The organism is Blautia hansenii (genome assembly GCF_013304445.1).
Lineage (GTDB): Bacteria > Bacillota > Clostridia > Lachnospirales > Lachnospiraceae > Blautia.
On the sequence record NZ_JAAITA010000009.1, the window covers coordinates 17600 to 30379 of the forward strand.

Here is a 12780-nt window from a genome sequence, read left to right on the forward strand (position 1 = left end):
AAGACGTTGACGGAGAGAGGTTTCTATGCTAGTATGAAATTACAAAAGTAACCGGTTACTTTACCGGTTATATGACGGCTGAAAAAGGCATGAAAAAGCGGGAGAATCCCGACTACATAAGATACAGGAGGAATAAATCATGAAGAAAAAAGTCGTGACAAGAGTGATGGCATCAGCACTTGCCGCAGTGCTGGGGGCAGCGACACTGACAGGATGTACCTTTGGTTTTGCCAGTGACCCGGACGACCCCAACGAAACACAGAAGGAGGTGCCTATTGATACTTCTACAGACACCTTCCAGTATGATTCTTCATTGGATGGAACCAAGATTACTCTTCTGAACTCCAAAGCGGAAATTCAGACAGCGCTGGAAAAGATGGCGGCGCAGTTTGAAGAAAAGGCCGGGGTACATATTGAGGTTATGCCTGTGACAGACGGAGATTCCCCTTATACCAAGGTGGTAAGTATGTATAACTCCGGAACACCGCCTACAATGGCAATTCTGGATACCACGGATGTCATTGCCCTGGCAGAGGAAAAAGCTCTGGATTTGTCATCTGAAAAGTGGATTTCCGAAGCGGAGGATTATGTGACAAAAGTCAATGGAAAGGTATACAGCTTTCCTCTCTGTATTGAAGGAAGAGGTATTATTTACAACAAATCAGTGATTGAGAAAACACTGGGAAGAGAATTTGACCCGGATTCCATTACGACCTTAGATGACTTTAAAGCATTGCTGAAAGAACTGGCGGACGCAGGGATGGAACGTCCGGTTTCCATGGCGAAGGAGGACTGGTCTTTGGGCGCTCATCAGCTTCAGTATATTTATGAGACAGAGGACGGAACCTCAGCGGGAGCACAGAAGGTGATTGAAGAGATTAAGGATGGCAGCCTGGACCTTACAAAATATAACCGTATGAGCCAGTTTTTAGATATGTTTGATGTGCTGAAGGAGTACAATGTGGCAAAAGCTGACCCTCTGGGGGCGGATTATGACGAAATGGCCATAGATTTGGCAGATGGAAAGACTGCTTTCTGGTTCAACGGAAACTGGGCATGGCCGAATCTGGAAGAAGCGGGAGCAGAGGAAACGGACGAATACGGATTTCTTCCATATTTCATGAATAACGACAAAAATGACTTTGTAAATTCCAAGATTCAGGCATCTCCTTCCAAGCAGGTGATGATAGACGGACAGATTGCCAGTGAGAAGGAACAGGCGGCGGCAAAAGAATTCCTGAACTGGATTGTATACAGTGAAATCGGACAGCAGATGATTGTAAAAACCAGCAGCCTGATTCCACCATTCCAGAACAATCCGTACGAGCCGGCGGATCCGTTGAGCAGAGATATTTACCAGAAGGCACATGACGGCAAAACCTTTAATTCATCTGCGATTGTGCCAAACGATCACTGGTCTGTACTGGGAGCAGCCATGCAGAAATATCTGGCGGGCAGAAGTGACAGAGAGGAATTAATCAAATCTATAGACAAATACTGGGCTGACCAGAAATAGAGGATAGAAAGAAGGCGGAGCGAATGAAATCAAATAATAAGAAAAAAGACTTCTGCATGTTTGCACTACCCGGCATGTTTTGCTTCTTTGCAGTAGTGATTGTACCTTTTTTATATGGTGTATATCTGACTCTGACAGACTGGAACGGTGTGTCTAAGGTAAAGAATTTCATAGGACTGGAAAATTTTGCAGGGGTTATGAAGGACGCACAGTTCTGGAGTTCCCTGGTACTGACCTTTAAGTATGTGATTGCCGTTGTGGTTCTGGTAAATGTACTGGCTTTTGCCATTGCATATCTCTTAACCAGAGGCATTAAGGGACAGAATTTCTTCCGTGCAGGATTTTTTACCCCGAACTTAATCGGCGGTATTGTCCTGGGATATATCTGGCAGTTTGTATTTTCCAGAGTTTTTGTAAATATCGGAGAGAGCACAGGCTGGTCTTTCTTTGAAGTTTCCTGGCTGTCTGAACCAAACAAAGCCTTTCTGGCCTTGGTGGTAGTATCGGTATGGCAGCTTTCCGGTTACATGATTCTGATTTATGTGGCAGGATTTATGGGACTGAGCGAGGATGTTATGGAAGCAGCCAGCATTGACGGGGCTTCCGGCTGGGTGAAGCTGAAAAACATTATCATGCCGCTGATGATGTCTTCCATTACCATCTGTCTGTTCCTGACCTTGTCAAGAGCATTTATGGTATACGATGTAAACCTTTCTCTGACCGCAGGTGCGCCTTACGGAACAACCGAAATGGCAGCTATGCATGTGTATGAAAAGGCGTTTACTTCCAGACAGTTCGGCGTAGGACAGGCAGAGGCATTTATCCTGTTTGTTATTGTAGCCTGCATCAGTGGCCTGCAGGTATACTTCACAAAGAAGAGGGAGGTTGAAGCATAATGAATGAGACAAAGATTGGCGGAACCAAGAAAAAAATAACAAATATTCTTTCCATGGCAGTGCTGCTTATATTATTTGTGGCTTATATGTTTCCATTTGTAATGGTAGTTATCAACTCCCTGAAGCAGAAGAGAGATATTATCAAAAGCCCGTTTTCCTGGCTGTTTACCATCAAAGGTCTGTCTTTTGACAACTTTGTAAAAGCCTTTACCCAGATGGATTTCCCACGTGCTTTCGGAAATTCCCTGATTGTAACGGTCAGTGCAACTTTACTGGTTACTTTATTTGCTTCCATGCTGGCTTACTACATTGTTCGCCATAACAATAAGATATCAAAGCTGACGTTTTCCTTAATGGTAGCGTCCATGATTATTCCTTTTCAGGCCATCATGATTCCTCTGGTAAGTATTTACGGCGGTACTTTGAATATCTTAAACCACAGAATCACCCTGATTTTTATGCATACCGGATTTTCCATGGCTATGTCGGTCTTTATGTTCCATGGATTTATCAAGGGCAGCATGCCGGTTGCTTTGGAAGAAGCGGCTTATATTGACGGCTGTACCCGCGCGCAGACTTTCTTTAAGATTGTATTTCCATTGCTGAAACCTATTATTTCTACGATGGCAATCCTGAACTCTCTGGCATTCTGGAACGATTTCCTTCTGCCGTCTCTGGTATTGACAGACAAGAAGCTTTTGACACTGCCGCTGTCCACCTACAGTTTCTACGGCACTTATTCTGCAGATTACGGAACGATTATGGCAGGACTGCTGCTTTGTGTTATCCCGATTCTGATTCTGTATGTGGTACTGCAGAAACAGATTATCAGCGGTGTGGTAGCTGGAGCGGTAAAATAAGATTGGAACGGATTTAAGGAAAGGGAGTATCTGGTTATGATAAAAGACACGTTACATTTAAGAGCACCGGGAAACTGGATCAATGACCCAAATGGATTTATTTACTACAAAGGAAAATATCATTTGTTTTACCAGTATTTCCCCTATGCGCCGGAGTGGGGCACCATGCACTGGGGCCATGCAGTAAGCGAGGATTTGCTGCACTGGAATCACCTGGGTGTGGCGCTGTATCCCACAAAGGATTATGACAGAAACGGAATTTTTTCAGGGAGCGCGCTGGAAAAGGATGGGAAAATGTACCTGTATTATTCTGCGGTAAAATATCTGGAAACGGAGGATGAGGATATTCATCACGCAAAAGGGGATGCTTTTGAGACTAGTCAGGCTATGTTGGTTTCAGAGGATGGATTTACTTTTGACAACATGGGGGCGAAGAAGCAGATAATCCCGGTTGTCAGGGATGAAAGCATTGCAGACGCCACGCATACCAGAGACCCAAAGGTATGGAAATACGGGGATATGTATTATATGATTCTGGGAAGCACAATATCCGGGAAAAAAGGACGTGTGTTGTTTTATAAGAGCGCGGACGGTGTAAACTGGGAATATGTCAGTCAGTACAGCCATGAGAATTTTGGAACGATTCTGGAATGTCCGGATCTTTTTGAAATCCAGGGACAGTATGTTTTCCAGGGGTCTCCCATGAATATTCTGGAAGACGGTTTGGAATATGTACATCATTCTATATGCACACTTGTGGATTTCCGGGAAGGGGAATGTGGATTGTCACTGCCAAAGGAATATCAGTTTGTGGATTACGGACTGGACTTGTATGCTCCACAGACCAATGTGGACAAAGACGGAAGACGGGTTATGGTGGCATGGCTGCGTATGCCGGAGGCGGTAAAAGAGGACAGCGAGAGAGGTACCTGGAACGGTATGATGTGTACGCCCAGAATGATGGAGGTACAGAACGGACATATTTATTTCCGTATGCATACGGAGGCAGACAAGTATCTGTCGAAAGAAGTACAGAACAGAAAAGATGTAGATTATGACCGGCCTTTCCGGGTGCAGACAACTCTGAAAGAAGGAGATGTGCTGGATATAGGCGGATACAGGATTTATGTGGAAGAGGATTGTGTAAAGGCGGACAGAAGCAGAGTGTTTGGAAACAGGAAAAATTACCGGATGGTAAGCAGCACTCCGCAGTTAAAAGGCAGCTATGGGCTGGATATTGTTGTGGATAAAAATCTCATAGAGATTTTCGTAAATAACGGCGAATATGTCATCAGCAATGTGGTATACAATCTTCAGAGGGAACTGACAGGACCGATAGAGAAGATTTTAGCAGGGTGGGATGATGAGAATGAAAAAAAGTGACAGTGTTTTTCAGGAAAGAATGGCAAAGCATCAGGATGAACTGAGATGGCTTTACATGGAATTATACGGAAATGAGGAAATGTTCGGAGAGCTGACTTCTCAAATGTATGAATATTATCAGGCGAGAAAGGCAAGTCTGAAAAACCGGGATAAAAAGAGAGAGGAAAATCCGGACTGGTTTAAGAAAAACGATATGTTGGGCATGATGCTCTATCTTGATAATTTTGCAGGAAATTTGAAGGGCGTACAGAAAAAACTGGATTATCTGAAGTCTTGTAATGTAAACTGCATACATCTCATGCCCTTTCTGGATTCTCCGGAAGGCCGCTCGGACGGCGGTTATGCGGTGGCGGATTTCAGAAAGGTGAAACCGGAGCTTGGTACCATGGAGGATTTGGCGGCACTGACAGACAAGTGCCACCGGAAGGATATGAATGTGTGCATGGACTTTGTCATGAATCACACTTCCGAGGACCATGAATGGGCCAAGAAGGCGAGACAGGGCGACGGAGAGTATATGAGCCGTTATTTCTTCTATGACAGCTATGATATACCCGGGAAATACGAGGAGACGGTGCCTCAGGTATTTCCAACCACTGCTCCGGGTAATTTTACTTACCTGCCGGAACTGCAGCATTATGTACTGACCACCTTTTATCCTTATCAGTGGGATTTGAATTACAAAAATCCCAGGGTATTTAATGAAATGATGTATAATTTTCTCTATCTTGCCAATCAGGGAATTGATATTATCCGTATTGACGCAGTGCCTTATATCTGGAAAGAACTGGGAACTTCCTGCAGGAATCTTCCGAGAGTACATACCATTGTAAGAATGATGCGGATGATTGGCGAAATTGTGTGCCCAAGCGTGATTCTGCTGGGCGAAGTGGTAATGGAGCCGGAAAAGGTGGTGCCTTATTTTGGAACGGTGGAGAAGCCGGAGTGTCATATGCTTTACAATGTGACGACCATGGCGACGACTTGGCACAGCCTGGCCACCCAGGATATCCGGCTGCTGAAACAACAGATGGATGTGGTGAATACGCTGCCAAAGGAATATACATTTTTGAATTACCTGCGGTGCCATGACGATATTGGATGGGGACTGGACTTTGATACCCTGAAATGGTGGGGGATGGAAGAGGTTTCTCATAAGAGATACTTGAATGATTTCTTCACCGGAAAATATGAAGGCAGTGTCAGCCGGGGCGAGCTTTACAATGATGATCCGGTAACTCAGGATGCCAGATTCTGCGGCACTACAGCGTCTATGTGCGGTGTGGAAAGCGCAGGCTTTGAGCAGGATGAGGAAAAAATGGAAAAGGCCGTGGGGCTTGATTTGATGCTTCACGCTTATATGTTTACCCAGTCCGGAATTCCTATGCTCTACAGCGGGGATGAAATCGGACAGGTGAATGATTACAGCTATAAGGGCAATCCGTTGAAGCGGGAGGATTCCCGTTATCTTCACAGGGGAGCGTTTCACTGGGATCTGGCAGCAAAGAGAGGTCATGCAGATACTGTGGAAGGAAAGATTTTCATGGGACTGAACAGGCTGGAAAAACTTCGCAGACAGGAAGCTGTGTTTGATACAAAAGCCAGTGTGTATACTTATGACGTGCATGATGATTCCATTCTCTGTATCATGAGGGAAAGGGATGGGGAGAAATTCTTCGGAATCTTTAATTTCAGCAGCCAGGACAGAACAGCATGGATGCAGGAGGACGGAGAGTACCGAAACCTGATGACAGGGGAGAAGATGGAAATGAAAGATGTGCAGGTGCCGGGACATGGATTTGTCTGGGCAAAGAGGGGATAGTGTAAAAACAAATACGGTTAAGATTGAGGCTGCCGCATTAAATAATATGGAAAATGTATAAAGATTTTCTGCTATTTGATGCGACAGTTCTTTTTTATGAGGGAATGATAAAAGAAGACCCGGATAAATACCCGAGTCTCCAGATGTTTCTATTTCTTATTTTGTTAGCCGTCTGATTAGCCGAAGTATCTCTTTAACAGACCTTCAAATGCTTTTCCGTGACGAGCTTCGTCTCTTGCCATTTCATGAACAGTATCATGGATAGCATCAAGGTTCGCAGCTTTTGCACGTTTAGCCAGGTCGAATTTACCAGCTGTAGCGCCGTTTTCTGCTTCTACACGCATTTCCAGGTTTTTCTTTGTGCTGTCTGTAACAACTTCGCCTAATAATTCAGCGAATTTAGCAGCATGTTCTGCTTCTTCATAAGCAGCTTTTTCCCAGTATAAACCGATTTCAGGATAACCTTCTCTGTGAGCAACTCTTGCCATAGCCAGGTACATACCAACTTCAGAACATTCACCTTCAAAGTTTGCTCTTAAATCAGCTAAGATATCTTCGCTAACGCCCTGTGCAACACCTACAACGTGCTCAGCAGCCCAGCTTCTTTCTGCAGACTGTTCTACAAATTTTTCAGCGCCTACGCCGCAAACTGGACATTTTTCAGGAGCTGTTTCGCCTTCATAAACATAACCACATACGCTGCATACAAATTTTTTCATAATGATAATCTCCTTTTCTTATTGAAATTTTGTTTGTTATTAAATCTGGCTTATGCCAGGTTTTTTATTAATAATAGTAATGATTACTATTTTAATTTATCATACTTGAGTAAAATTGTCAACTACTTTTTTTGAACTTTTTTGTTTCTGCACAGTGTCTGCAAATGCCATAGAAAGTAGTGGTGTGTGCAGTAATCGTTCCGTCAAAATTCCGGGCGGCCTGTTCTTTTATACAGTCTATATCAGCAAGCTCTATGTCCTGAATACAATGACAATGAGTGCAGATAAAGTGGCTGTGGGGTTTTGTATTACAGTCAAAACGGTCCGGGCCGTCGCCTGTGGAAATCTTTGCAATTTCACCGAGTTCTACCAGAAGTGAAAGATTCCGGTATACGGTACCAAGGCTGATATTTGGAAATTCGGCTTTGATTCCTGCATACACAGTGTCTGCGGTAGGGTGGTCCTGACAGCTCTGTATAAATGCTCTGATACATTCCCGCTGCCGGCTGTATTTTAAAGCAGCCATAAAGTTCTCCTTTCTGCCAGTGAAAGCTGACTGATTAATAATAGTAATTGTTACTGTAATCAATTTATCATACTTGATAAAAAAAGTCAAGTACAAAAAAGAAAAAAATAATAAATTATTTTGTGTTTCAAAGATTCTGTATTGCAATTTCTTAAAAAAAGGTGTAGTATACTAAATATCAATAAGTGGTTTTAAAAACTACATGATGAAATATAGATATCTATAAATGGTGTTAAGAACCAAAGTTTTGAATATACTAACATAAGAGAGCAGATTGACAATTCAGAAGCAAAGGAGTGGAGAGTATGAAAATCAGTACAGAACGCAGCAGAAAATTTAAAATTAAAGAACCGGGAAGTGCCATTACCCATTTTATAGGCTGTGTTATGGCCTTGCTGGCAGCGCTGCCGCTGCTTATAAAGGCGGCCAGAGAGCCGGATCATATTCATATGATTGCCATGAGTATTTTCATATTGAGTATGATACTTTTGTATGCGGCCAGCACCATTTACCATACCGTAGATTCTACGGAGAAGGTGAACCGGAGGCTGCGGAAAATGGACCACATGATGATTTTTATTTTGATTGCAGGAAGTTACACGCCGGTGTGTCTGATTGTTCTGCAGGGAAAAACAGGGATTATGCTCTGTGCAGCAGTGTGGACGGTTGCATTCATCGGAATTGTTGTTAAGGCTTGTTGGATTACCTGTCCGAAATGGTTTTCTTCTGTGATTTATATTGGTATGGGATGGCTGTGTGTATTTGCTTTTATTCCCATTGTACAGTCCCTTTCCCCGGCGGGATTCGGTTGGCTTTTGGCAGGGGGAATTATTTATACCGTGGGCGGAATTATCTATGCGCTGAAATTACCTTTGTTTAATTCTAAACATAAAAATTTTGGTTCTCATGAAATTTTTCATTTATTTGTCATGGGCGGCAGCATTTGTCATTTTATTGTAATGTACTTCTTTGTAATGCCAATTCATGTGTAAAACAAAATAAAAATGTGGATAACAGGGCTTCTGAAAATACGAAATGTGGATTTTCGGAAGCTCTGTTTCTATCTATTTTAAAAAGTTCTGGCGAAATTTGCGAGGTGAGATTCCCACCTGTTTTTTGAAATGATTACAAAAAGAGGGAGAATCTTTAAATCCGCAGGAAAATGCAATTTCTGTAATGGTATAGGAAGCAGAGGACAGCATTTGTGTGGCGATTCGTATGCGGTGCTGCATCAGGTACTGCTTGGGGGAAAGCTGTTCTTCTTCCATAAAAATCCTGTATAAGTAAGTGCGGTCAATGCCCACATGGCGGGCAATATCAGAAATTTTGATATCATACGAATAGTTGTTTTCAATGTATTCCTGGGCTTTTTGAAAGTATCGGTGTGTGAATTCCTCCCGTTTCCCGTCAACGGTATTTCGCATATGAGAAAGCAGAAGAAGCAGACTTCCTGTAAGCTGAAGCTGATTTCCGTGGGGATTTTGGAAGGACTGCAGCAGAAAGGCCATAGCGTCACAAATCTGGGTTGTTTTTTCCGGGACACTGTTTAAAAAGACAAAGGAATGAGAAAAAACGGTCTGGCGCAGTGTCTGTTTACAGTTTTTTCCGTCAAAGCCCACCCAGGCATAGGTCCAGGGGTCTTCCTGGTCCGCTTCGTAATAGGTGGATTCCATGGGGGGAATCAGAAAAGCGTCGCCCTTGTGCAGGGAATAAGTCACACCGTTCTTTCGGTAAAAACCTTTGCCGTCTAAAACTACATGAAGCAGATAGTGAGGGCGGACAGCAGGGCCAAAGGAATGACCGGGCTCGCAGTTTTCTTTTCCACAAAAATATACGGACAGATAAGCCTGTTCCGGGGGTATATCTTGTTCCATTTTTGACTCCTTTATGCAACAAATCAACAATTTTTAGATACAAAATCACATAGCAACATTTTCTATGAAATTATATAATAAACAGGAGAGAACAGCAATGACAGAATTCCGTTTGCACATTGACGGTGTTTTTAAAAGAGGACTATAATGAAAGCAGAAAACACGAAAAGGAGAAAAGCAGATGGATACAAAAATGTTGTTTTTTGATATAGACGGGACACTTATAACAGAAGAAGACGGAAAAATGCCGGACAGTACAAGAGAAGCACTGCATCTGGCACATAAGAGAGGTCATCTTCTGTTTATCAACACAGGAAGGACAAAAAAGAGTCTCCCTAAGGAATTGCTGAATATGGGGTTTGACGGATATATCTGTGGCTGCGGAACCCATATTTTTCTCCGGGGAGAGGAACTTTTGGCAGCCAGACTTTCCAATTCGCTTTGTAAAGAAGTGGCGAAGGAAGTGCGAAGCCATCATGTGCCGGTTTTTTATGAGGCTTCTGATGCCATTTATATGGACAGGGAAATGCCTGAACTGGAAAAATGGGAGGAAGTGGCGCGAAGCACTTTCCAGATAGAAGGAAGAGATATTGGGGAAGTGTTGGCAAGCGACAGTCTGGTGTACGATAAGCTGCTGATTATCCTGAAAGAAAAGGAGACCCGGCAGGCCCTTCTGGAATATTTGTCCCGGCATTTTGTCTGCATAGACAGGCTTCATCATATGTATGAAGTGGTGCAGAAAGATTATTCAAAGGCAACAGGAATTCAGTTTATCTGTGATTATCTGGGCGGGAAAAAGGAAAACTGTTATGTGTTCGGAGACAGTGAAAACGACAGGGCTATGCTGGAGGCTGTGCCAAACAGTGTGGCTATGGGAAACGCCGAACAGGCAGTAAAAGACATCTGTTCTTATGTAACAACACCCATCAGGGAAGATGGAATCTACAGGGCAATGAAACATTTTGACCTGATTTAAAAGGAGGCAGAAAAATGGCAATCAGTTGTAATAATCAGATATTTTCTCTTCACACCAAACATTCTACTTATCAGATGAAGGTAGACAGAGATTTTCTTATTCATACATATTATGGACCTTATGTGGGGGATTCGGATATGTCTTACCTGGCCAGATGTATTGACAGGGGATTTTCCGGAAATCCCGATGGAATTACGGATAAGGGATATTCGTTGGATACGCAGCTTTTGGAATATCCTTCTTACGGAACCGGAGATTTCAGAAATGACTGTCTACGGGTGGCTTATGCAGACGGCAGTCAGGTGACGGATTTAAAATATGTTTCCCATGAGATAAAAGAAGGGAAGTATGAGCTGGAAGGACTGCCTGCCATGTACCAGGGAGAAGAGAATGTGCAGACGTTGGAAGTGGTGCTGCAGGACGTATACAAAAAACTGGAAGTGATTTTGTATTACGGTGTGTTTGAAAACCTGGATGTGATTACAAGAGCCTGCAAAATTGTGAATAAAGGCGAGGATAAGGTAAATCTTTTGAGAGCTTACTCTATGTGCCTGGATTTTAACAACAAAGATATGGATTTTGTACATTTCTATGGACGACACGCTATGGAAAGAATTATGGAGCGGATACCTCTTCATCATGGCATTCAGAGTGTGGGCAGCAGAAGGGGATTTTCCAGTCATCAGCACAATCCTTTTGTGGTATTATGTGCGCATGATGCGGGGGAAGACCATGGAAACTGTTACGGCGCTTCTTTTGTATACAGCGGAAACTTTGCGGCAGAGGCAGAGGTAACACAGGCAGACTGTACCCGTATGACGATGGGAATCCATGACGCGCAGTTTCAGTTTGAACTTCAGCCTCAGGAATCCTTTACTGCACCGGAGGTTATGCTTAGTTTTTCTTCAGAAGGACTTGGAACACTGTCCCGGAATTATCATAAAGCTATTCGTTACCATATATGCAGAGGAAAATATAAGACAGCACGCCGTCCGATTCTGATTAACAACTGGGAAGCTACTTATTTCAACTTTAATACAGAAAAACTCCTGGATATTGCCAGAGAAGCAAAAAAACTGGGCATTGAAATGCTGGTTATGGATGACGGCTGGTTTGGCAAGAGAGAGGATGACATCAGCGGACTGGGGGACTGGTTTGTCAATGAAAAGAAACTGGGAGGAAAGCTGAAAGACCTGGTAGACGGAGTAAATGAAATCGGATTGAAATTCGGTATCTGGTTTGAGCCGGAAATGATTTCCGAGGACAGTGATTTATACCGGGCACATCCGGACTGGGCTTTGAAGATTCCGGGAAGAGCCCCAACCAGAGGAAGACAGCAGCTTGTTCTGGATTTTTCAAGGGAAGATGTGAGAACTTATATCTTTGACAGAATGTGTGAAATTCTGGAAAGCTCTAATATTGAGTATGTAAAATGGGATGCAAACCGACATTTGACAGACGTATGGTCTGCGCTTTTGCCTGCAGAACGTCAGGGAGAAGTGTTCCACCGCTTTATCCTGGGTCTGTATGATTTTCTGGAAAAAATTACACAGAGATTTCCCAATGTGCTGTTTGAAGGCTGCAGTGGCGGAGGCGGAAGATTCGATGCGGGTATGATGTATTATCATCCGCAGATTTGGTGCAGTGATGATACGGATGCAGTGGAACGTCTGGAAATACAGTATGGTACTTCTTTTGCGTATCCGGTTTCCACCATGGGCGCTCATGTGTCGGTATGCCCGAACCATCAGACAGGACGCAGTGTGTCCATGAAAACCAGGGGAGTGGTGGCTATGTCAGGAACCTTTGGTTATGAACTGGATATCACAAAGCTGTCAGAAGAAGATAAACAGACAGTGAAAGAACAGATTGAAGCATTTAAAAAATATTATGACCTGATTCAGAATGGAGATTATTATCGTCTTACAGATGACGGCAGGAAATCACCGTTTGTGGCATGGGAATTCGTTTCAGCAGATAAAAAGGAAGCTTTGCTGAATGTGGTAGTGCTTAGAACAAAGGCAAATCCTATACTGCATACGGTATATGCAAGAGGTTTGGAAGCAGACATGATGTATCAGGTTGAGGGAAGTCAGGAGAAATTCTCAGGCGCAGCACTGATGAATGGAGGTTATCCGATTCCGGTTATGGGCGATGATTATCAGGCTGTACAAATCCATCTGTTGGTGTGTGAATAGGAGCGTCCGT

11 protein-coding genes are annotated in these 12780 nt (G+C 43.4%); 8 read left to right on the forward strand and 3 right to left on the reverse strand.

Going from position 1 to position 12780, the window contains the following annotated elements; genetic code table 11:
- Positions 1 to 139 precede the first annotated feature (139 nt).
- Genes G5A70_RS08430 through G5A70_RS08450 form a run of 5 tightly spaced genes read left to right on the forward strand, consistent with a single transcriptional unit; the run spans position 140 to position 6477 of the window.
- Positions 140 to 1516 carry an ABC transporter substrate-binding protein gene (locus tag G5A70_RS08430; RefSeq protein WP_173749219.1) on the forward strand — a complete coding sequence of 459 codons (1377 nt, stop codon included), beginning with the start codon at positions 140 to 142 and terminating at the stop codon, positions 1514 to 1516.
- Between the two features lie 23 nt (positions 1517 to 1539).
- Positions 1540 to 2412 (forward strand): carbohydrate ABC transporter permease, encoded by an 873-nt coding sequence (locus G5A70_RS08435; protein ID WP_173749220.1) that lies wholly within the window; start codon positions 1540 to 1542, stop codon positions 2410 to 2412.
- On the forward strand, positions 2412 to 3272 hold the full coding sequence (locus G5A70_RS08440; RefSeq protein WP_173749221.1) for a carbohydrate ABC transporter permease: 861 nt from the start codon (positions 2412 to 2414) through the stop codon (positions 3270 to 3272). Before G5A70_RS08435 ends, G5A70_RS08440 begins: the two co-directional genes overlap by 1 nt.
- 36 nt (positions 3273 to 3308) lie before the next feature.
- Positions 3309 to 4655 (forward strand): glycoside hydrolase family 32 protein, encoded by a 1347-nt coding sequence (locus tag G5A70_RS08445; protein WP_173749222.1) that lies wholly within the window; start codon positions 3309 to 3311, stop codon positions 4653 to 4655.
- Positions 4636 to 6477, forward strand: coding sequence for an alpha-amylase family glycosyl hydrolase (locus tag G5A70_RS08450; RefSeq protein WP_173749285.1), 1842 nt, complete (start codon positions 4636 to 4638; stop codon positions 6475 to 6477). Before G5A70_RS08445 ends, G5A70_RS08450 begins: the two co-directional genes overlap by 20 nt.
- Positions 6478 to 6653: 176 nt before the next feature.
- On the opposite strand, the gene G5A70_RS08455 is transcribed toward G5A70_RS08450, so the two are convergent.
- Together G5A70_RS08455 and G5A70_RS08460 are read right to left on the reverse strand one after the other, a co-directional pair.
- The gene (locus G5A70_RS08455; RefSeq protein WP_173749223.1) at positions 6654 to 7196 is read right to left on the reverse strand and encodes an NADH peroxidase; all 543 of its coding nucleotides are present in this window, start codon (positions 7194 to 7196) and stop codon (positions 6654 to 6656) included.
- 118 nt (positions 7197 to 7314) lie between these two features.
- A complete protein-coding gene (locus tag G5A70_RS08460) occupies positions 7315 to 7722 on the reverse strand; it encodes a Fur family transcriptional regulator (RefSeq protein ID WP_173749224.1) in 408 nt (135 codons plus the stop codon).
- Positions 7723 to 8027: 305 nt separating this feature from the next.
- On the opposite strand from G5A70_RS08460, the gene trhA reads away from it, so the two are divergent.
- Entirely contained in the window at positions 8028 to 8714 is a 687-nt protein-coding gene (trhA, locus tag G5A70_RS08465; RefSeq protein ID WP_173749225.1) for a PAQR family membrane homeostasis protein TrhA, read from the forward strand.
- Between the two features lie 72 nt (positions 8715 to 8786).
- Here the strand turns inward: trhA and G5A70_RS08470 are convergent, their stop codons facing one another.
- Positions 8787 to 9596 (reverse strand): AraC family transcriptional regulator, encoded by an 810-nt coding sequence (locus G5A70_RS08470; RefSeq protein ID WP_173749226.1) that lies wholly within the window; start codon positions 9594 to 9596, stop codon positions 8787 to 8789.
- A 181-nt stretch (positions 9597 to 9777) separates the two neighbouring features.
- Here G5A70_RS08470 and G5A70_RS08475 point away from each other — a divergent pair, with 181 nt between their 5' ends.
- Together G5A70_RS08475 and G5A70_RS08480 are read left to right on the forward strand one after the other, a co-directional pair.
- Positions 9778 to 10572: a Cof-type HAD-IIB family hydrolase gene (locus G5A70_RS08475; RefSeq protein WP_173749227.1), complete on the forward strand. Its 795-nt coding sequence runs from the start codon at positions 9778 to 9780 to the stop codon at positions 10570 to 10572.
- Positions 10573 to 10586: 14 nt separating this feature from the next.
- Positions 10587 to 12770: an alpha-galactosidase gene (locus G5A70_RS08480; RefSeq protein WP_173749228.1), complete on the forward strand. Its 2184-nt coding sequence runs from the start codon at positions 10587 to 10589 to the stop codon at positions 12768 to 12770.
- Positions 12771 to 12780: the final 10 nt, after the last annotated feature.